Below are 21,025 nucleotides of genomic sequence, written 5' to 3' on the forward strand. Positions count from 1 at the left end.
ATTCTTCCAATCGCTGCTCCACCCCACAAAGTGAAGTCATTCGAGGAAGTTATTTCAAGTACTTTGTGGGGACCCCGGGTCCCCGGATTCTTGGATTCTATAAGCCATTGGTAGGTTAGAATCCGGAGACAAAGGCGAACGCTGCCGCTTCTCCAGAACGATTCCGCACGATCCGCGACTATTCACTGGACTTTTAAAGATTTCGTTAAGAAGAAAATCGGCTCAGAAACAATAAGATCGATTCATTACTTTTCCTGCCTTGCATATTATACTAGGACAGGTCGTTCAGGCGATCGGAATCCAGCGAGGAGGAAAAGAAACGAGATGAAACGAAAGACACGCAGTATGGCTTTATGGCTCAACCTTTTTATCATGTTCTCTTTGGTTTCTCCTTTGGGACAAGCTTTGGCGGCGGACAGTCCCCAGGCGGCATTCGGACAAGTTCTGGATTCGCGCCAGATGGAGCTCGGTCCGGGTGCGAAGTACACCTGGCAGGACATGAAGCTGCCGCAGGGCTTGGAGAAAATTCATTCTGTCGAATTTGATCCGAAAAATACAGCGCTCGACCTGCAGCCGGGCAAAACGAACGGCAAAGTGTACGGGATGCAGGGCGTAACGAAAATGGCTGACGATGCCGACGCCCCTGGCAATCGGGTCATTGCGGCCATCAACGGCGACTTTTATGACATGGCGACCGGCGTTCCGCTCGGTTTGTTCATGGGGGACGGCGAGATTTTGACCAGTCCGCCGGAGAAATGGAGTTGGCTTGCCTTCGGTCTGAAGAACGACGGCACAACGATTTACGGCTTGAGCCCGGAGCTGACCCGGACGCTCACGATCGGGGGCAAGACGATACCGATCTCCCATATCAACCGGATGCGGGAAAACAGCGAAGAGCTCATGCTGTACACCGCTTCCTTCCATACCTCCACGATGACGAACGATCTCGGCGATGAGGTTGTGCTCGATGTGCTGGAAGGCGAAGTGAAGAGCGGCAAGAGCTTGAAGCTTAGAGTGGCCGAGATTCATAAGGATAAAGGAAATACGCCGCTGAAGGCCGGTCAAGTCATTTTGTCCGCATCGGGCAGCCATCGGGCCGAGCTGGCCGGACTGAAAATCGGCGACGAGGTGACCGCAAGCTTCGAGCTGGAGGACGACTGGAAAGACGTCAAGATGGCGATGGGCGGCGTCTTTATGCTGGTGAAGGACGGCGTGGCACAGACCCACGAAGACAAAGCCTTGTACCCCCGGGTCGGGATCGGTACTAAAGCGGACGGTTCGATCATGATGGTCGAAATCGACGGCAGAGCGCCAGGCTTTAGCGAAGGCGTGTCTTATGACGATCTGGGCAAAATTATGAAGGATATGGGCGCCGTAAACGCGCTTTGCCTGGACGGCGGCGGCTCTGCGACGTTCGTAGCCAAGCTTCCTGGAGAAACGAAACGGCAAATTTTGAACCGGCCTTCCGACGGCTCGGAGCGGAAGACGGCAAACGGGCTCCTGCTCGTGAACAAAGCGCCGGAAGGCGCTGCATCGAAGCTGGTCGTACAGCCGAACTTGGAACGGGTGCTAGTCGGCTCTTCCGTTACGTTCAAAACGGCTACGGTGGATGCGAACGGTCATCCGGCTTCCTACAGTGGAGCGCCGGAGTGGAGCCTGAGCGCCCCTCTCGGAACGATCGATGCCACAGGGAAATTTACTGCCGGCAACCAGGCGGGTATGGTTGATGTTACAGCGACCGCAGGCGGATTGACGGGCAAAGGGCAAGTGGAGGTTGTAAACGAGCTGACGGAGCTGAAGTTCTCCGACGCGGTGAAAACCTTCACATCGGGCGAAAAAGTAACTTTGAGCATTAGCGCTCTCCGAAACGGTCAGCTCATTCGCGCGCAAAACAACAAGCTCGAATGGCGGGTAGAGGGGCCGATCGGCAGCATCAATGCGGACGGCACGTTTACCGCGACAAATGCCACAGAGCAGAGCGGCAAAATTTTCGTGAAATACAACAACATTGAAGCGTCGATGGACGTGAAGGTCGGACTTCCGCCGGTCGTGCTGGAGGATTTCGAGAACGGTACGGGCAAGTATTTGACTGAATCCGGCGCACGCTACAAGACGGTGAAGATTAGCGAGGAAACGAATGAGGATTTCGTCCGTTTAGGGAATAAATCGGCCAAGCTGGAGTACGATTTCACCGAAACGATCGGGACTTCCGGCGCTTATATCACAGCGAAAGATCTGGAAAGCAATATTCAAATCCCCGGCTATCCGGAGAAAATTGGCCTGTGGGTGTATGGCGATGGCAAAAAGCACTGGCTGCGCGGACAAATCCGCGACGGTAACGGATCGGCCGTCGGCATTGATTACGCAGACCAGACGGTCGGCGTCGATTTTACGGGCTGGCGGTATTTGGAGGCCGTTGTGCCGAAGGGGCGTCCGCTGCCACTGCGCATGGATCAGCCTGTGCGTTACATGGAAACGAAAAACGACAACAAGACGGCAGGCGTCCTCTACATCGATCAAATCCGGGCGGTTTATGGGCCGACCAATGACGATATGGACCCACCCATACTGAAAGACTTCAAACCTGCGGAAGGCAGCACCGTCACGACGAATACGCCGAAAATCGAGGCGATCGGGGAAGATTACGGCTACGATCCGGTCAAACATCCGGGAACGACATTGATCGACCCGGACAAAATCCGCTTCTACGTCGACGGTGTCTTGGTGCAGCATACGCTGTATCCTCCGAAAGGACAAATTCACTACACGCCGAACGTACCGTTGGCAGACGGGCTTCACTCGGCGAGGATCAAGATTAGAGACTTGTCCGGCAACGTTACGGAGAAGGAATGGACATTCACCGTAGATACAGGCTCGTCGAAGATCGTCTATGACGCTCCGAAAACCGTCTATGCAGGAAATACGTACACCGTCGATATTAAAGCGCTGAAGGCAGCGGATATCAAGGGCGGAACGATGGAATTCGGCTTCGATCCGACGAAGGTGGACGGATTGAACGTTCTGAAAGGCAGCAAACTGGCGGAAAGCCAATTGGTCTCTACGGTTGATGAAGCTACAGGCGCGGTAAAATTGAATTTTAACGATATTTCCGGCGCAGGTTTGACCGATCAGGATCTGCTCGGCCAAATTCAGTACCGGATTAAGCCCGATGCCAAGGATGCAGTCAAGATCGCTTTTAAATCGGGAGCCATTACGTTTAATGATAAAGGTGATATAAGCTTCGGCTTCTTCGGCTTGCCGGTGGAAGCGGCCATCAAGCATCATTTGCAGCTAAGCTGGGATGAGCATGGCGTCGTTCAAGGAATGCCCACCACGTTCAAGGTAGTCGGCGAGAACGGTGCTCCAGTCGAAGGAGCGAAAGTAACCGTCATTGGCGGCACCGAAGTCGGTGTGACCGACGCTCAAGGTACGCTGGTTACGGGGGCTCTAACTTCCGAAGTGAAAGAGTACCAGCTTCAAGCGGTCAAGGGCGAATCCTACAGCCCGATTCTGAAATTTAAAGTATCGAAGCTGGCGGGCAGTCCGGTTCCGAGCAACGTCAGCGTGACGATGGGAGCGGACACGGCGACCTCCAAAGCCTTCACATGGCATACGGACCCGGCTACGAGCGATACGGTGGTTGAGGTCGTGAAGAAATCGGAGTTTACGGATTTCAGCGGACCGAACGCGAAGCGGTTTACAGGTACCAGCTACTTATTCAACACCACGGATACGGGAACCGTTCGAGTTCATAAAGCCGTTGCAAGCGGTTTGGAATCGGGAACTCAATATATGTTCCGTGTAGGCGACGGCCACGGCAGCTACAGCCAGAACGGGTCGCTTCAGACAGCGGCTGCTACGGGCGAGCGTACCAAGTTCATTTTCCTGGCGGATTCGCAGGCGACGAACGAAGCGGGCTTCAAGCTGTGGGGAGATATTTTGAAAAAAGCGATGACGGATCATCCGGATACGGAGTTCGTCGTGCAGGGCGGCGACTTGGTCGAGGACGGCTTTAAAGAAAACGAGTGGAACATGTGGTTCAATGCCGCTCAAGGCATCTTGATGCAAACGACCGTCGTGCCTGTCGTCGGTAACCATGAAGTGACCGGTACGCGGAAAACGGAAGATTACCTAGCTCACTTCAACCACCCGCAGAACGGGATCGACAGTCTCAAAGGAAGCAACTTCTCCTTTGATTACAAGAACGCCCATTTTATAGTGTTGAACAGTGAATATGATTTCGAGCAGCAAAAGGAATGGATGCGCAAAGACTTGGCAGCGACCGACAAAAAGTGGAAAATCGTCGCGTTCCACCGCGGACCGTTCGGCAGCATGTACGATTCCGAGCATATCCGCAACACTTGGACACCGATTTTTGACGAGTTCCAAGTCGATCTGGTCATGAATGGTCACGATCACGTGTATGTGCGGACCTACCCGATGAAAGACAAAAAGCCGGTCGCCGATGGCGAAGGCACGACTTATATCGTCGGCGGGTCGTCTGGTCCGAAGTTTTACCAAGTATGGGCCAGAGAGTGGCAGCGGGTGACGGACGGCGAGCAGGCGCAGATGTATATCGCTGCCGAGATCGACGGGGACGAGATGAAATTCGTCGTCAAAACGATCAACGACCGCGTGGTGGATCAGTTCAGGCTGCTCAAAATTCCGCCTCAATCGGTCGTGATCGATAACCCGAAGGTCAATCTGGCCGTGAACGCGAGCGTTCAATTAAATGCTACCGTGCTGCCGGCCAATGCCAGCAACAAGAGTGTAACATGGTCTGTTTATAGCTCTTCTGCGGACCGCGTCGTCAAGGTAACAGAGGATGGCTTGGTGATCGCTCAGAGCTTGGGCAGTGCCGTCGTCCGGGCAACAAGCGTATGGAGCAATGTATACGCCGACAGCCTCATTACTGTGGATCGGCTACCTCAGATTCACGTGGAAGAAGTGAGGCTGAATCAAACCAGCGGAAAATTGAAAGTAGGCCAAGAACTTCAATTGAATGCAACGGTTCTTCCGGAGAATGTGCCGAATAAGAGTGTCACTTGGTCGGTGTACGGCGATGCGTCGAAAGGAATTGCCGCCGTCAACGGTAGTGGTCTGGTTAAGGCGGCTGCGCCTGGAACAGCGACGATCCGCGTGACGAGCGCAGTGGATACGACGAAATACGCGGATTTCCAGCTGACAGTAGAAGAAGCGGATAAGCCGACCAATCCGCCAGTGAGCGAGGTTTGGCTGAATCGCGAGGTTGCGACGCTGAAAGTGGAAGAAACGCTGCAACTCTCTGCAAGAGTGTTGCCGGAGAACGTCCTCAATAAAAACGTCATCTGGTCGGTCGAAGGTCCGGCGGGAATCGCTAATGTCACCGACAAAGGTCTGGTTACCGCATTGAACCCGGGTGAAGTGTTCATTCGCGCGACCAGCCAGATGGACCCAACCAAGTACGCACAGTTGGAGCTGATCGTAAAAGAAGCGGACAGACCAGAGCCTGTCGTGGATGTCGAGAAAATTAAGCTGGATAAAGTAAAAACAGAACTCAAAGCCGGAGAAAAGCTGCAATTGACGGCTACCGTGTTTCCAGAAAATGCAAGCAACAAATCGGTCACATGGGCTGTTTATGATGTGGGCCGGTCTGGAGTAGCCACCGTCACCGAGCAAGGTCTTGTCACGGCACTGAAGCCGGGATCTGCAATTATCCGTGCTATTAGCCAGCAGAAGCCTGAGATCTTTGCCAGCTTCGAACTCACTGTAAAAGAAGCGGACAGACCAGAGCCTGTCGTGGATGTCGCGGAAATTAAGCTGGATAAAGTAAAAACGGAACTCAAAGCCGGAGAAAAGCTGCAATTGACGGCTACTGTTCTCCCGGAAAATGCAAGCAACAAATCGGTCACATGGGCTGTTTATGATGTGGGCCTATCCGGAGTAGCCACCGTCACCGACAAAGGTCTTGTCACGGCGCTGAAGCCGGGATCCGCAACTATCCGTGCCATTAGCCAGCAGAAGCCTGAGATCTTTGCCAGCTTCGAACTCACTGTAAAAGAAGCGAACAACTCCGATAGCTCAGATTCCGGAAGCTCTGGAGATTCCGGCACGCCGGCAACGTCGGGCAGCTCCGGCAGCACCAATACGCAGCCTCCGGCCGTTACGCCGGGCACGGCCACGGTAACGCAAGGCAGCATCTCCGTCGAAGCGAAGGTCGAAGCGGGAACCGCGAAAGTCGAGATTCGTGCGGAAGATCTGGAGCGCGCGCAGAAGGAAGCGAAGTCGGACTCCGACGGCGCTAAAGTGGTCCGTGTCGAGGTGAAAGGCGCTCAAAATGCGAACCACGTGGAAATATCGCTGCCTAAGAAATCGGTAACGAAGCCGGCGCCGGAGAACAAGTTCGAGATCGTGACGCCTATCGGCAGCGTGATCGTGCCTTCGGACTTCCTGAAGGACAAGAACGTAGCGGATACCGACTTCGTAAGCTTGATTATCAGCAAGGAGGACCCGTCTTCCATAAGCGAAGAGGCGCGCAAAGAAGTCGGCAGCCGCCCGATCATCAATTTGGAGGTTAGAGAAAAAGGGGCGTTCCGCGCATGGAACAACCCGGATACGGTCGTACGGATTGCCATTCCGTATAAGCCGACAGCGAAGGAACTGGAGAACCCTGGAAGTATTGTCATCCGCTACCTCGATACGGCGGGTCGCATCCTTCCAGTGCCGAGCGGCATCTACGACTCAGCAACGGGAGCAGTACGGTTTGAAGTGAAGCATTTCAGCAAATACGCCGTAGCGTTTGTCGATAAGACGTTTGCCGATATAGCGGCTTATGCGTGGGCTAAACCGTCGATCGAGGCTTTAGCGGCGCGCGACATCATCCAAGGGATGGATGCGGACACGTACGCCCCGGCGCTGAACATTACGAGAGCGGACTTTGTTGCGATGCTCGTTCGAACGCTGGAGCTGAAAGCATCCGTAACCGGAAACTTCAAAGACGTGAACAGCGGCGATTATTATTACGAAGCGCTGGGCACGGCCAAGGAACTGAAAATCATTGAAGGAACCGGCGACGGGATCTTTCATCCGAAAGAAAAAATCTCTCGCCAAGATATGTTTACGATCACGGCAAGAGCGCTGAACACGGTCAGAAACATGAAAATGACCGCAAGCGCCGAGACGTTAGCCGGTTTCGCGGATCGTGCGAAGGTCGCAGCCTATGCGGCGGATAGTCTGGCCGGGATGGTCAAGGTAGGTCTGATTCAAGGCGACGGTCAGGCGCTGAACCCGGAAGGAAATGCCACGAGAGCGGAAGTCGCCGTATTCATGTACCGCATCTTGAACAAGATTTACAAGTAAGCCGACATCGAAAAAGAGCCCAATCCGTACGCCGACAGCGTGCGGGTTGGGCTCTTCTCTTTTCAATAAGGCTGCGGCCGATAGCGGCTACGGCTGCTTCGCAGCCGCGTCAATCATTTGCGGCGGCTTCACGCTGCGCAGGATGCTGACCTCGACGCGGCGGTTTTTCGCACGGCCGGCTTCGGTGTCGTTCGTATCGATCGGCTGGTACTCGCCGTATCCGATGGAACGGAAGCGCTCCGGACCGATTTTATCGTTTTCGAGCAAAATTTTCATGAAATTTAAAGCCCGCTTGGCGCTTAAATCCCAGTTTGTTTCAAAAGCCGCGGTTCGAATCGGCACATTATCTGTATGGCCGGCGACCTCGATCCGATAATTCGGATATTGGGCGAGCATTCCGGAGATCGTGCCCGCAAGCTGCTTCGCCTCCGGCTTGACCGTGGCCGATCCGGACGAGAACAAGGCGTTGTCGCGAATCGTGAGCATCAGGAGATCTTCGGTCAGCTTCGTTTCCAGTTGGGTGGACAATTGGTTTTCGGCTATGTACTTGTCCAATTTTTCTTTCAGCTGCTGGAGGTCCACCTGCTCCTTCGCCATTTGGCTGCTAAGCTGATCCTGCTGCTTCTGCTGCTGTCCCGAAGCGTTCGGCGTTGCCGGATTGGTCGGCTGATCGTACTTTTTTTTATCAATGTTCGGCTCCGTTGTAAGCGGAATGAGGTTAGAGAAGTTAAATTGCCCTACGCCACCGGTGAAGGCGGAGTTGAACGACTGCATGATGGCATAGTATTTCTTCTGATCGGTCTGGCTGGCGGCGAACAAAATAATGAACAGCGCAAGCAGCAGCGTCAGTAGGTCGGCGTATGGGATCAGCCACGATTCGTCAACGTGTTCTTCGTGATGCTCTTGTCGTTTTTTACTCATCCGCTTTCACCGCAGTATCGTTATTTTTTTCCCGCTGGGACGTCGGGACGAAGATCATAAGCTTCTGTTGGACGGCCGTCGCGGAAATCCCGGTCTGAATGGAAAGCAGCCCTTCAACCATCATCATACGCAATTCCACTTCTTTCTTCGACTTTTGCTTCAGCTTATTCGCGATCGGATGCCATAACACGTATCCCGAAAAAATGCCAAGCAGCGTAGCGACGAATGCGGCGGAGATCAAATGGCCGAGCGCCTCGATTTCGCTTAAGTTGCTGAGTGCCGCGATCAAACCGACCACCGCCCCGAGAACGCCGAGGGTCGGTGCGTAGGTGCCGGCTTGCGTAAAAATTTGCGCGCCCGTCCGATGCCGCTCCTGCATCGTATGTATATCTTCCATTAATACGTCGTGAACGAACTCCTGATCGTTCCCGTCGATGATCATCCGCATCCCGTTACGCAGGAACGGGTCCGGGATTTCCTCCACCTTGCTTTCCATAGCCAGCAAGCCTTCGCGGCGGGTGATCGCTACCCATTCCGTGAACATGTCGATCAGTTCCAGTTTCGAGATCGTCTTTTGCTCGGTAAACACAATTTTCATTAATTTCGGAAACAACTTAAGCTCTTCCAGCGAAAACCCGATAAAGAGTGCTGCTGCCGTTCCGACGAAGATGATGAGGATTGCCGCCGGATTGAGTAATGCGGACAGACTTGCCCCTTTTAAAACCATGCCCACCCCCACTGCGATAATTGCGAGAATAATGCCGATGATTGTTGATTTTTCCACGCGAGGAACACCTTCCGCTTCTGTTTATTCTGGCATGATATGCCATTCGATGAGCAGTCACTAATTCGACATAAAATGACACAAATCCTGCCGAATCGACTTGGCGGAATTTAAATTTTTTTAGAACCTGGGAAAGAGAAAGAGCCCCCGTTTTCAACAAAGAGAAAACGAGAGGCTCGTCGGGATATTGAAATAGCAGATACGGCTTCATCCGGCGTTCGCGGCTTCTTCGACAGCGGGCAGCGGAACCGTTTTGCGGCTTGCACGGACGTAGCTTAGAGAGACGAGCAGGGAAGCGGCAGCGACCGCAGCCATGACCCAGAAGATGTTCCGGTAAGCGGCTTGCAGCGGAGCGGACGCTTGCCAGACGAGCGAAGCGCCGGTGAGCGCCACGCCGAGCGCGCCGCCAAAAAACTGCGTCAGCTGCGCCATGCCCATCCCGCCGCCGATTTCATGCTTCGCCAGAATGCGCGACATTTCGTTCGATACGCTCGATCCGATGGCGGACACCGACACGCTCATCAGCATGTACGCCGCGGTGATAGCGTACAAGTACTGCGTAGAAAGCAGCGCAAAAACGAAGGTGGCGGCAAGTAGCGTCGCATGTCCGGCCAGGATGACCGGAGAATTGCCCACCCGGTCGATCAGTCGGCCGATTCGGGGGGAGAGCAGCGCGGTCAGAATCGCCCCGGGGAAAATCAGGAATCCGGTGACGGCGGAGCTCTGCCCGTACAGACGAATGATCACGAGAGGCATGAGAAACAACGTGGCGAAATGAAGCACATAAGCCACAAATCCCATCACCGTCAGGTTCATGTATGGCCGATTGCGCAGCAGCGAGGGCTGCAGGAAAGGCTGGTCGACCCGGTGAATTCGAATCCAGAAGGCGGCCAGCGACAAAATTCCCAGCGCCAGAGCCCACCAAGGATGTAGCGTCAGAAAGAGCAGCAGCCCGGTGACGCCGACGCCGATGAACAGAGCGCCCCATCCGTCAAATTGAATACGGGAATACGGCTGCTCGGGCAGATTGCGGTAAAATACAGGGATCGTCAGCAGCACCAAGGCCGTTACGACGAACAGTGAGTTCCAGCTGAAATACTGCGTCATCGCGCCCCCGACAATCGGACCGAGGCCGAAGCCGAACGACGCCGCGGAAATAATGACGGACATCGATTTGCCCCTGCGCGCAAGCGGGATATACCGGGTAACGAGAACGATCCCGAGACCGGGTGCGGATGCCGCTCCGATCGCCTGGAGCAGGCGGGCGGCCAGCACGGCGTAAAAATTGTGCGCCAGCAGGCCGATGACGGAGGCGATGCCGAGCAGCACAAGGCCGATTATCAGCAGCGTCCGAATCGGGACGAAGTCGGTCAATCGGCTGTACGTGATGGACGAAATGGCGAACAGGATCGAGTAGCCAGTCACGATCCACGAAGCGGCTGTCGCGGTCAGTCCCAGATCATGGGCTACGGTCGGCAGCGCGACGTTGAACATGGTGGTGTTCATGACGACCAGCAGGACGGTGAGACCCCACAGGGGGATAATTAACGATTCCCGAAACGACGGGCTTGCGGCCTCAGGCTTCATAACAAATGGCAGCCTCCTTATGAATAAATGGAATCGAATACTTTTCTAATAATACTATTCTGGAAATAGTATTTGTGCTAAAATATATATCACACGCACGGATGTTGTCAACGGGGTCTTTGTTAAATTTTTCTTTTGTCTCATGTATAGTGTAGTATGGAAAGAAGAGAACGATTTTAAGGTGGGTCGCTTATGCCTTCGAATTCCATGAATACGTTGTGGCACAGCCTTCTGGATATGAACCGCAAGCTGAACCAGACGCTGTGTCTGCTCAGCTCGGCGGAGGAGGTTCCGCCGTCCGCGGTGGCGCTGATCTTTAAGCTGGAGCATAAGGAATCGATGAAAATCAACAAAATTGCCGAGGTACTGGGCATTACCATCGGCGCAGCCTCCAATCTCATTGATAAGCTGGAAGAAAAGCAATGGGTGGAACGGGTGCGCTCCGAAGAGGACCGGCGCATTATGAATGTCCAACTGACGAAGCAGGGGAAGGAGCAATTGCTTCACTGGAGGCAACAGTTTTCTGAGCACGCGGATGTTATTTTTGCGCAGGTGCCCCTGGAGGAGCTGGACCATTTTAGCGAGCGGGTTGTTCGTTTAAGCCAACACTTAAGCGATTACAACCGCCGCTTGGAGAGCGGGCGGTCCCGCAAGGACGGGTAACAGCAGGGAGGGAAAACATCGGATGAAGCATGTCGTGGCTATTTGGGGCGTGAATTGTCGCTCGAAAGAGGAGCTTGCCGCTTTCGTCGAACTGGAATATACGGAGGATGGGGATGCTATCCCGTCCGAATTCATGAGCAGCACCGGGTTGTCTTGGATCGATGAGGATTTTATGGAGGTTCATCTGCTGCCGGATGAAGAGAGCCGTGAGGCGTTTGTGCAATATTTGAAGCAGGACTGTACCTCTAATCCGGACCGGTTTGCGCCGCAGGTCCCGAATTCGCTTGGGGAGAGCATGGCGCCGTACCCTTCGGTGATCGTGCTCCATGGCAACGATTCGCGGTATGGCTCCGTTAACGAAGTGTTGTTTTCATTGGCCGAGATCGGCTCTGAGGTCGGGCAGCAGCCTGTCCCACTTATCGCGAAAATCGTTTACGAAACGGAAGACAGGTAGCGGGGGATTAAGGGATGAACGAAACTGTGGAGTCGATCGAAAAAATAAAAAACTGCCTGAAACGGCCGGCTGTCGTATTCGAAATCGGCGGCTTTCGTCCGCCGGAGGACCCGCTTACGCCTTGGTTCGGCAAGGTAACGGTTGCCGCGTGCGACGAAAGGTGGCCGACGCATGCGGACGGGACGCCGATGTGGGCTTTGGGACAAGTGAACTTGTCCGCGCTCGATTACGTACCGGAGGCGCTCAAGGATGTTGCGTTTCTCACGATTTTTTTCGGGCCCAAGCATCCGCAGCAGGAAGACCCGAACGGAACGAACTGGCTGATCCGCACCTACGCATCGTTGGAAAAGCTGGCGCCGTTAGAGCAGATGCAGACGAGCTCGCATTTGAAGCCGTTTCCGATGCAGGCGGGCGAGCCGGTGGAAGACTATCCCGTATGGGATGGGGGAGACATTCCGGAGGACCTCTCGGATTTGATCCTGCAGCTGGAAGACGAAGGCAAGATTGCGGACTACCATGATCTGATCGAGCTGCATGGTGGCTTTAAAATCGGAGGCCACCCTTGCTTTATTCAGCCCGGCATGTCGGTTGGCGAGTCGTTCGAGTTCGTGCTGCAGATCGATTCGACGGAGAAAGGCAACCTCATGTGGGGACACGACTCCGGCTGTGCCTACTTTTTCCGGGACCCGCGAACGAACGAATGGCGCATGACCTGGGACTGTTATTGAGCAGCCGCGGGATGCGGGATTAACGTACACAAAAAATAGCCTGATCCTATGCCATGGAAAAATGGATAGGACAGGCTATTTATGTCATATTGGAATGGTTCCATTTTGTCTTATACTTGCGGAGCAGAAGAAGATTTTCTTTCAAATACTCGGCTTCTTCGTCCGTCAAATTTTCCTTCTCTTCGCCGAAAAAGGCAACATTGTTATATTCGTTCGTGGTCTTAGCGACATTATTCGTCCGCCCAAGCAAATCATCCAAACTTACTTCAAAATAGTCAGCTAACGTAACGAGCGTTTGGAAATCAGGTTCTCTGGTGCCTTGTTCATAATTGGCTAACTGAGCTCGGGTGAACTGTAACCGATCTGCTAGTTCGTATTGGCTGATTCCCTTTTTGTTTCGCAGTTCCGCTAATCTTTTTCCGAACAAGCAGAGCACCCCCTCGTTTCATTATAGGAAACTGTATAATTCCAAACCATAAAGGACACAATAAGTATCCTTATGCTTGACATTCTTGTGGAAATGTATGTATATTTTGAATAAATAGACACAAAATGAGTCTTTATTCGGTATTTCGCATTATATTTAAAGCTGGAGGGCTTCAAATGAAAATAAAGCGTCCCGTTTATTTCAATAATGCTTGAAACGAATTCGCACAATAGGCATGAAAAGTCGCAACAGTTGATGGAACTGGCTTTACTTTTCTTTCAACGTGAATTGTACAGGCAAAGCGTTTTACTTGCCGATGAGGCTTTAAAAACCATGCTTCAAGCAGTGTACATAAAAATAAACGGAACCTTACCCTCATCGCAGCTTTCAGTCGGGGATCTGATCCAGCATGTCCGGTCCTATGTTAAGCTTGACTTAGATTCAGAATTGTTTTTAATCAATGTTCACTTGTTCTTTTGTTCTGAATATGATCGGTCTGCTTATTTACCAGTTATGGAAGTGGTCTCGAAGGTGCTGGTTAAAGCCGATGCTATTTTGTATCGCATGTCGTTAATGACAGCAGAAGAGCGTGAGGGCGGATATCGCTTTGTTTTTCAACAGGGGATATGAAGGGAAACGGAGAATATCGATTCTTCCAAGTTCAGAGCAGGATGTTCCGGAAGGCTGCGATTCTTCCCCCACCGCTTCGAAATGCGGGATCCCACCATCCTCCATTTTCCAGCAGGGCTTAGGACTAGTAACCGGTTTCAACTTGTGCCATAATTACTAGCAAACGATTGTTCGGGGGCTGGGGGACATGGCGAACTGGATACGCAAGCTTAAGAACAACCTGCTGGGAACCAGCCTGCAAACCAAGCTGCTTTTGGCGGTATTGCCGCTTGCCATTATTCCACTCGCTGTTTTGGGAACGTTTTCATACCATAAATCGGCGCAGGTCGTACAGCAGCAGGTATGCCAGACCATTCTGGAAAGCTTGTCGCAAGTGAATTACAGCTTGGACTATTTTGTAAAAGATATCGAGCAGCTCACGATGTACATCTACAGCAGCCGCGACATTCAGGACGTGCTGTCCAAGTCGGCGGACCGGTCGCTTGCGGAGAAGCACCAGGACAAGCAGAAGGTGGGCGAGGTGCTGGACACGTTTCTCGGATTCAAGAACTGGGACATTTCCATTTATTTGCTGGGGGAAAACGGGGACCGTTATTTTACCGGCGATCTGCTGCCCGGGGCTTATGACGATTACAACGCCTCCTGGGGGCTTTTCCGGAAAATGAGGCTCGCGGGCGGCAATGTCGTCTGGGATACGCATTACAGCATGAAGAAGACGGACGATTTCGGCATCGTACTCAGCAGCGGCCGGCTTCTGAAGCGGGTCGATACGAACGCGCCGCTGGGCTATTTGGTCGTAGACATGATGGAAAATGCGCTCGCCGACAAGTACAAAAAAGCCCATTTACAGCCGGGCGGACAGATGCTGCTGCTGGACCGCAACGGCTACATCATCTCAAGCACGCCGTCCAAGCACAAGGTCGGGACGAAGCTGGAGGAGCCGTTTGTGGACCGGGTGCTTGCGGGCGGCAAAGGCTTCTTCGAGCAGAGCGGCGAAGGAACGCCGCCTGTCATGGTCGTGTACGATACGTCGGAGGTGACCGGCTTCAAGCTGGTGAACGTGCTGCCGGTGGCGGCGCTGACGCAGGAAAGCAGCAGCATCCGCAATCTGACCTTGCTGGTCATCGCCGTCGGCGCTGCGGTTTCGTGCGTGCTGGCTTACCTGCTGTCCGTGAACATCACCCATCCGCTGCGCAAGCTGAAATCGCTGATGCGTACGGTGGAAACGGGCAATCTGGACGTCGCCTTTCCGACGAAGTACAAGGACGAGGTTGGGCAGCTCGGCCGCAGCTTCAATGCGATGGTGCAGCGCATCAAGCAGTTGATCGACGAAGTGTACAAAAAGCAGCTCATGCTCCAGGAAGCGGAGATCCGGGCAATTCAGGCGCAGTTCAATCCGCATTTTCTGTACAATGCGCTTGATTCCATCAACTGGATGGCTCGCATTCATAAGCTCGATCACATTAGCCGGACCGTCGTCTCGCTCGGCGAGCTGCTCCGGTTCAGCATCCGCAAAGGGCAGGCGCTCATCCCTGTGCGCGAGGATATGCAGCAAATTCGCAATTTTCTTACGATCCAGCAGATGCGCTACGGGGACAAGCTGGAGGTGCATATCGAGCTGGACGAGGAGGTCGAGCGGCTCTACACGCTGAAGCTGATGCTGCAGCCGATTGTGGAAAATGCGATCACGCACGGGCTTGAAATGAAGCGGGGCCTGGGGCGGCTCTTGATTACCGGCAAGGTGGTGGGGGAGCGGGTCCGCTTTGAAGTGCGCGACGACGGCGTCGGCATCCCGCAGGAGAAGCTTGAACGCATCACGTCGGGGCAGTTTGTGTCGGCCGACGAGCGGAAAACGGGGATCGGCTTGGAAAATGTAAAAAAGCGGCTGCAGCTCTATTTCGGAGACCGCTATGTATTGAGCCTTGCCAGCCAGCCGCAGCAGGGGACGACAACGATTATCGAGATTCCGATCATTCGGACGCCGGGGGAGGATACGCATGTATAAGGTGCTCATCGTGGAGGACGAATGGCTCGTTCGGGAAGGGCTTAAGCACACGATCGACTGGGAGGACGTCGGCTGCCGCATCATGGGTGAAGCGTCCGATGGCGAGACGGCGCTCCGGCTGATGGAGGAGGAGACGCCGGATATTGTGCTCACGGATATCCGGATGCCGGAGATGGACGGCATTCAGCTTGCCACGGAAATTGCGTCCCGGTATCCGGGGATGAAGGTCGTATTTTTGACCGGCTTTGACGAATTCGCGTACGCCCAGCAGGCGATCAAGCTGGGAGCCGCGGATTACGTGCTGAAGCCGACGAATCCGGACGAGCTGACGCAGCTGATGGGGCGCATGGCGGCCAAGCTGGACGAGGAGCGGCAACAGCGGACGGAGCGGGAGCGCATGGAGCACAAGCTGGCGTTCGGCCAGCCGCTGATCGTCGAGAAGATGCTGTACGACTTGATGCTGGACCATGCGGGAGCGATGGAGCAGGAGCTGTTTCTGGAATACGCGGCCGAGCAAGGGGAGGTATTGGACGCGTTCCGCGTTGCCTTGCTCTATGCGGAGCCGTCCCCAGGTGAATCCGCGCCGCCGGGCGAGCTGTATCGGAGCATCGCCGCCTGGAGCTCCGGCCTGTCGTCGTATCCGCTTGTGCGCATGAACGATGCCAAATATGCGCTATTGTTGGACCGGGAAGCGGAGCGCGGGGAGCTGCACCGGCTGCTGAACGTGGTTCGTCTTAGCGCATCGCAAGGTTCGCAGCGGCAGCTGGTGCTTGGGGTCAGCGGGCGGCACAACCGCCTGGATCAGGTTCCGGCTGCGTTCCAGCAAGCGACGCACGCCTTGGTGACGTCGTTCTTCTGGGGCGGGGAACGGATCGCCTGGTTCGAGGATACGGAACGGCTCGCGGCAGAGGTGCCGGCGCTGCCCGGCTTGCTGGAGGAGCTGATTGAGGCGGTCAAGTGGGGAACCGAAGCGTCCATCCGGGCGAAAAGCCAAGCTTGCTTCACATGGATCGTGCAGCAGCACCCGACGAACGAGTTGGAGGCGAGAAAAGCGTTTTTTGGCTGGGTCGTATCGCTCTACACCATGCTGCTTCACGAGGACGAGCTGCGACTCATCGTGCAGGATTCCGCCCTTTTGTTGACCTCTCTGGACCGGACGGTCCGGCTGGAAGACGGGCTGGAACGGCTGAACGGGATGCTGCTTTCCTGGAGCGTGCGTTATCAGGAACAAACGAAGCTGCAGTCGAGAAGCGGATTCGAGGAGATCGAGGACTACATCGGGCGGCATTACGCCGAAGACATCACGCTCCAGAGCATTGCGGAGCGCTGCAATATGAGCGAGAGCTACTTTAGCCGCTTGTTCAAAAAGCAGGTCGGCACGAGCTTCGTCGATTATTTGACCGCCTTGCGGATGCGCCGGGCGAAAGAGCTGCTCACGAACCCGCGGCTGAAAATATACGAGGTTGGGCTTCAGGCGGGCTATCAGGACTCGCGCTATTTCAGCCAAATTTTCCGCAAATACACCGGAGAAACGCCGACGGAGTTCCGCAAGCGGCTCGGGATCCCGAACGTTCCGATTTGAATGTTTCGCATGGCAGCGTGAGGCCGCCGGGCGCCCATGGTCTTGGTGGCCACGTTAATCTGCCGACAACAAAAAGCTGCTTAGCTGTATTCCAAGCTTGCCGCTCTTCGCGGCTAAGGAGACGGATCTTTTAAAATCCACAATCGGCAGAGCAAAAAGATTAAGATGGCCTATGTTCTTGGCGACGATTTCAGGCACAATCGCAAATCCCATGCCGGCCATAACATAGCCAAATATAAAATCTCCGAAGGATACTTCATTCACGATATGGGGTTTGTGCCCGAGCGCCTCCATTTGCCCATGAATATGGCTCCGTGTATCGCATGGAGCTTGATGGACAATGAGCGGCTCGCCGCACAGGTCGGAAAGGGTTACGCTTGTTTTCGACCGAAAACGATGGTCAATCGAAAATACCGCATGATAACATTCCGTAAACAATTCATAGTGCCACACCGAATCGTCGGTATATAGTGTATCCACCAACACGGAATCAAGTCTTCCTTCCTTCAGCGATTGTAATAGGTCCCCGGATGTGTTTTGAATCATTAATGTATGAGAGTGTTGTAAGGCTTTTATTCTCGAAGGCAGGTAGTAAGTAGCCAGACTGGGAAGGCTTCCGAGCGCCAGTTGATCCGTTTGCCGATATTGTCGCAGTTCCCGCCGAATCGAGGCCAAATCGGAAATAACCGGAACAATTCTCGTATAGAAGCGTTCGCCCGCTTCGGTAAGCTCGATCCCGCCGGACGTTCGATAGAACAAGGTCACATCCAGATCATGCTCCAGATTCCGAATATGCTTGCTTAAAGCCGGTTGCGTAAGATTGAGCTCTTTTGAGGCCTTGGAAAAGCTTTTTAACTTAGCCGCTTCGGCAAAACTGTGCAGCCACTCCGTATTCATCGATTTTCATCCTCCATAACGATACGTTATATCCCTATAGCATAACGATTGTTCTGTATGCCTTGAAGGTATGGTACCTTTTATAGTGATCCGATCTTCTTAATCATAACATAACGTTATAGGGTTCGGTCTACGGGAATCCAATCCACTATAACGGATCGGTGCTAGAAAAGGAGGATAACGATGAACAAGGTTCTGCTTCTTACCATAGGCATGTTTGCTCTTGGATTTGATGCTTACGTGGTTGCAGGCTTGCTGCCCGATATCGGCGCAACGTTTCACAAAAGCAATTCTCAGGTAGGACAAGCCGTGAGCGCTTTTACTTTATGCTACGCGCTGGCAGCTCCAATCTTTGCGACGCTGTTGGCAGGAAAATCCGTTCGGAAAAGTTTAATCTTTGCGCTTGCCGTATTCTCGGTTGGAAATGCAGCTAGCGCTCTCGCTCCTAATTTTTCGCTGCTGCTTATCGCACGGGCCGTGGCAGGGATCGGAGCCGGTCTGTTTTCCCCTTTGGCTTCGGTTGCTGCGGCATCTCTGGTTTCCGCGCAAAAACGCGGCCGGGCGCTCGGGATGATTCTGGGGGGAATGAGTACAGGAACGGTTATAGGCGTTCCAATCGGGTTGTTCGCTGCCGAAAAAATAGGATGGCAAGGAACGCTTTGGCTCATTACCGTCATTGGTCTTGGTGCCATGATTGGAATTTTATTGTTTTTTCCGAACTTTTTGGCCGCGGCTCCGCCGTCCTTGCGCCAACGTGCCGCGATGCTGACCGATAAAAAGGTATTGGCGATCGTCGGGATTACCTTTCTGGCCAGTATTGCGAGCCTAGGTCTTTATACGTATCTCTCTGCCGTCTTGTATGAACTCGATGGGATTGCCAATGCCGCCCCCTATCTGTGGGCTTGGGGCATAGGCGGAGTTGCGGGAAGCTTTACCATAGGATTTCTGATCGACCGAACGAGCCATCCGGCGCGGCTTATGGCCGGACTTCTGTCCATCTTGGCCTTGGCCATGTTTTGCATCCCCTTCGCGCTTAAAATTTCCGTGCTGGGCTTTCTGCCTTTTCTCTTATGGGGAGCGGCCGCATGGGCTTCGTTAGCCCCGCAGCAGCATGCCTTGCTTCATGCACAGCGCGATCACGCTGAAGCGGTTGTCGCCTTGAACAGTTCAGCGAATTATTTAGGGAGCGCCGTGGGCTCATTTGCCGGAGGCGTTGCCTTGTTCGCGGGTTTTCATCCGTCCTTTCTTCCTTTTGCTGCGGGAAGCTTGATCTTGCTGGCCGTTCTCGGACAACTAAGAATAATTGCGTCCGCACGTGCAGCCGCGGCCAATTCTGCTCCTGCGCACCGATAAACCGTCCATATCTATGGACGCAGAGTGTCGAGAAAGTGGTCTCCACTAATACAGAGGAACATGCGGAGGTGGGGTATGCACTGGAGGAGCGATAGCGTTCGCCTTTGTCCGCGGGAAATATCCGCTGCGAAGCGGCTTCAAATCAAAATTTCCTGCGGACCCGGGGTCCCCGCAAAGTACTCGGACTGAGCTTCCCTGATTTACTTCACTTTGTGGGGTGGAGCAGCGACCGGAAGTGTATACCCCACCCCCTCGTATTACCTGTACTGCTCTCTGACCACTTTCTCGACAAGCTTAACCGTCCATACTCATGGACGGTTTTTCTGCTATGCTGCAAATTAGTGCAAAAAATTAAACAAAGAAGAAATTTCACCGCATTGAGAGCGTTTACTTTAGCGATTATAGTTAATAACAAGAACAAGAAATCCGGCGGGACACATCAAGCGAAGTTGACGAAAGCGCTTTTTTACGAAAGCAAGGTCCCTTTGTCCCGGATTTCAAGCCATATCAAATATAAAACGGAGGGGTTCTACAGATGAAAAAAGCGTTTACGGGCATTCTCGCCTCGCTGCTTCTGGTCACGACGCTGGCAGGCTGCGGCACGGAGCAGGCGGCACCGCAAAAAACGGCATCCGGAGATGCGGGTACGAAAAACGAAGCGAAAAAAGGAGGCAAGCTGACGCTGTACTCGCCTAACGCCGCCGAAGTGAATAATCCGATCATCAAGGAATTCCAGGACCGCACGGGCATCGAGGTGCAGTTGATCTCCGGAGGCACGGGCGACTTGCTGAAGCGGGTGCAGGCGGAAGCGGTTTCCCCGCAGGGCGACGTGTTCTGGGCTGGCGGCGCCGACTCGCTGGAGGCGTACAAGAAATTTTTCGAGCCGTACAAAACGAAAGAAAACGACAATCTGCTGCCGGAGTACATCGACAAAAACGGCGTATGGACGCCTTTCGCCGCGCTGCCGATGATCATCATGTACAACAAAGAGCTGGTGAAAGCGGGAGAAGAGCCGAAGAGCTGGAATGATCTGCTCGATCCGAAGTGGAAGGGCAAAATCGCTTACGCCGACCCGGCCAAATCCGGTTCGTCGTATACGCAGCTCGTGACGATGCTGACCGCTTTCGGCAAGGACGACAAGGGCTGGGACTTCGTCAAGAAGTTCGTGAAAAACCTGGACGGCAAAGTGCTGTCGGGCTCGGGCCTCGTATATAAAGGCGTCGCGGACAAAGAGTTCGCCATCGGCATCACCCTGGAGGAAGCGGCCCTTCGCTACGTGGAAGGCGGAGCCAAGGTAGGCATCGTGTATCCGTCCGAAGGTACGTCCGCCGTACCGGACGGCGCGGCGATCATCAAGGGCGCGCCGAACATGGAGCAGGCGAAGCAGTTTATCGATTTCCTCGTCGGCAAAGACGTGCAGTCCCTGATTCAAAAAGAATTCAAGCGCCGCTCTGTCCGCAAGGATGCTGAGCCGATCCAAGGCATCGTCCAAACGAAGGACATCAAGCTGGTCAACTACGACTTCGACTTCGCCGCGAGCAAGAAGGACGACAACATCAAGCACTTCTCCAAAATTATAACCGGCGCGGAATAACGCAGTCCGCCTATGTTCTAAGGGTGCCTTTGACGATCGTCCGAAGAGGCGCCCTTTTTTTC

Annotated in this window: 14 protein-coding genes; 9 read left to right on the plus strand and 5 right to left on the minus strand. The window is 53.9% G+C overall.

Annotated elements, in window-relative coordinates; genetic code table 11:
- Positions 1–324: 324 nt before the first annotated feature.
- Positions 325–7,338 (plus strand): Ig-like domain-containing protein, encoded by a 7,014-nt coding sequence (locus tag ET33_RS05925; RefSeq protein WP_081890214.1) that lies wholly within the window; start codon positions 325–327, stop codon positions 7,336–7,338.
- Between the two features lie 87 nt (positions 7,339–7,425).
- On the opposite strand, the gene motB is transcribed toward ET33_RS05925, so the two are convergent.
- The 3 genes from motB to ET33_RS05940 form a co-directional block, all read right to left on the minus strand.
- Positions 7,426–8,259 (minus strand): flagellar motor protein MotB, encoded by an 834-nt coding sequence (motB, locus tag ET33_RS05930; RefSeq protein ID WP_036677882.1) that lies wholly within the window; start codon positions 8,257–8,259, stop codon positions 7,426–7,428.
- Complete coding sequence (motA, locus tag ET33_RS05935; protein WP_036677884.1) at positions 8,252–9,043, minus strand: flagellar motor stator protein MotA; 792 nt, start codon at positions 9,041–9,043, stop codon at positions 8,252–8,254. The genes motB and motA overlap by 8 nt, the downstream gene beginning before the upstream one ends.
- Positions 9,044–9,250: 207 nt before the next feature.
- Positions 9,251–10,630, minus strand: a complete 1,380-nt coding sequence (locus ET33_RS05940; RefSeq protein WP_036677887.1) for an MFS transporter — start codon at positions 10,628–10,630, stop codon at positions 9,251–9,253.
- A 192-nt stretch (positions 10,631–10,822) separates the two neighbouring features.
- Between ET33_RS05940 and ET33_RS05945 the strand changes: the two genes are divergently transcribed.
- Genes ET33_RS05945 through ET33_RS05955 form a run of 3 tightly spaced genes read left to right on the plus strand, consistent with a single transcriptional unit; the run spans position 10,823 to position 12,475 of the window.
- The gene (locus ET33_RS05945; RefSeq protein WP_036677889.1) at positions 10,823–11,293 is read left to right on the plus strand and encodes a MarR family winged helix-turn-helix transcriptional regulator; all 471 of its coding nucleotides are present in this window, start codon (positions 10,823–10,825) and stop codon (positions 11,291–11,293) included.
- Between the two features lie 22 nt (positions 11,294–11,315).
- On the plus strand, positions 11,316–11,747 hold the full coding sequence (locus ET33_RS05950; protein ID WP_036677891.1) for an immunity 22 family protein: 432 nt from the start codon (positions 11,316–11,318) through the stop codon (positions 11,745–11,747).
- Between the two features lie 14 nt (positions 11,748–11,761).
- A complete protein-coding gene (locus ET33_RS05955) occupies positions 11,762–12,475 on the plus strand; it encodes a DUF1963 domain-containing protein (protein WP_036677893.1) in 714 nt (237 codons plus the stop codon).
- A 79-nt stretch (positions 12,476–12,554) separates the two neighbouring features.
- Here ET33_RS05955 and ET33_RS05960 read toward each other — a convergent pair whose 3' ends face one another.
- Positions 12,555–12,902, minus strand: a complete 348-nt coding sequence (locus ET33_RS05960) for a helix-turn-helix domain-containing protein (RefSeq protein ID WP_036677895.1) — start codon at positions 12,900–12,902, stop codon at positions 12,555–12,557.
- Between the two features lie 252 nt (positions 12,903–13,154).
- Between ET33_RS05960 and ET33_RS05965 the strand changes: the two genes are divergently transcribed.
- The 3 genes from ET33_RS05965 to ET33_RS05975 all read left to right on the plus strand — a co-directional run bounded on the left by ET33_RS05965 (position 13,155) and on the right by ET33_RS05975 (position 17,119).
- Entirely contained in the window at positions 13,155–13,532 is a 378-nt protein-coding gene (locus ET33_RS05965) for a hypothetical protein (RefSeq protein WP_144028789.1), read from the plus strand.
- A gap of 187 nt (positions 13,533–13,719) precedes the next feature.
- Entirely contained in the window at positions 13,720–15,537 is a 1,818-nt protein-coding gene (locus ET33_RS05970) for a cache domain-containing sensor histidine kinase (RefSeq protein WP_036677900.1), read from the plus strand.
- Positions 15,530–17,119 carry a response regulator transcription factor gene (locus tag ET33_RS05975; protein WP_036677902.1) on the plus strand — a complete coding sequence of 530 codons (1,590 nt, stop codon included), beginning with the start codon at positions 15,530–15,532 and terminating at the stop codon, positions 17,117–17,119. Before ET33_RS05970 ends, ET33_RS05975 begins: the two co-directional genes overlap by 8 nt.
- A 54-nt stretch (positions 17,120–17,173) precedes the next feature.
- Here the strand turns inward: ET33_RS05975 and ET33_RS05980 are convergent, their stop codons facing one another.
- Positions 17,174–18,016 (minus strand): LysR family transcriptional regulator, encoded by an 843-nt coding sequence (locus tag ET33_RS05980; protein ID WP_036677904.1) that lies wholly within the window; start codon positions 18,014–18,016, stop codon positions 17,174–17,176.
- A 183-nt stretch (positions 18,017–18,199) separates the two neighbouring features.
- Here ET33_RS05980 and ET33_RS05985 point away from each other — a divergent pair, with 183 nt between their 5' ends.
- Together ET33_RS05985 and ET33_RS05990 are read left to right on the plus strand one after the other, a co-directional pair.
- The gene (locus tag ET33_RS05985) at positions 18,200–19,369 is read left to right on the plus strand and encodes an MFS transporter (protein WP_036677907.1); all 1,170 of its coding nucleotides are present in this window, start codon (positions 18,200–18,202) and stop codon (positions 19,367–19,369) included.
- Between the two features lie 535 nt (positions 19,370–19,904).
- Positions 19,905–20,963 (plus strand): ABC transporter substrate-binding protein, encoded by a 1,059-nt coding sequence (locus tag ET33_RS05990; protein WP_036677909.1) that lies wholly within the window; start codon positions 19,905–19,907, stop codon positions 20,961–20,963.
- Positions 20,964–21,025 lie beyond the last annotated feature (62 nt).

Source organism: Paenibacillus tyrphae, assembly GCF_000722545.1.
Taxonomy (GTDB): domain Bacteria; phylum Bacillota; class Bacilli; order Paenibacillales; family NBRC-103111; genus Paenibacillus_G; species Paenibacillus_G tyrfis.

What these genes read in the sequence shown, in the direction of transcription:
- ET33_RS05925 (WP_081890214.1), top strand. Translation starts at nt 325, where the DNA reads ATGAAACGAAAGACACGCAGTATGGCTTTATGGCTCAACCTTTTTATC.
- motB (WP_036677882.1), bottom strand. Translation starts at nt 8,259, where the DNA reads ATGAGTAAAAAACGACAAGAGCATCACGAAGAACACGTTGACGAATCG.
- ET33_RS05940 (WP_036677887.1), bottom strand. Translation starts at nt 10,630, where the DNA reads ATGAAGCCTGAGGCCGCAAGCCCGTCGTTTCGGGAATCGTTAATTATC.
- ET33_RS05945 (WP_036677889.1), top strand. Translation starts at nt 10,823, where the DNA reads ATGCCTTCGAATTCCATGAATACGTTGTGGCACAGCCTTCTGGATATG.
- ET33_RS05950 (WP_036677891.1), top strand. Translation starts at nt 11,316, where the DNA reads ATGAAGCATGTCGTGGCTATTTGGGGCGTGAATTGTCGCTCGAAAGAG.
- ET33_RS05955 (WP_036677893.1), top strand. Translation starts at nt 11,762, where the DNA reads ATGAACGAAACTGTGGAGTCGATCGAAAAAATAAAAAACTGCCTGAAA.
- ET33_RS05970 (WP_036677900.1), top strand. Translation starts at nt 13,720, where the DNA reads ATGGCGAACTGGATACGCAAGCTTAAGAACAACCTGCTGGGAACCAGC.
- ET33_RS05975 (WP_036677902.1), top strand. Translation starts at nt 15,530, where the DNA reads ATGTATAAGGTGCTCATCGTGGAGGACGAATGGCTCGTTCGGGAAGGG.
- ET33_RS05980 (WP_036677904.1), bottom strand. Translation starts at nt 18,016, where the DNA reads ATGAATACGGAGTGGCTGCACAGTTTTGCCGAAGCGGCTAAGTTAAAA.
- ET33_RS05985 (WP_036677907.1), top strand. Translation starts at nt 18,200, where the DNA reads ATGAACAAGGTTCTGCTTCTTACCATAGGCATGTTTGCTCTTGGATTT.
- ET33_RS05990 (WP_036677909.1), top strand. Translation starts at nt 19,905, where the DNA reads ATGAAAAAAGCGTTTACGGGCATTCTCGCCTCGCTGCTTCTGGTCACG.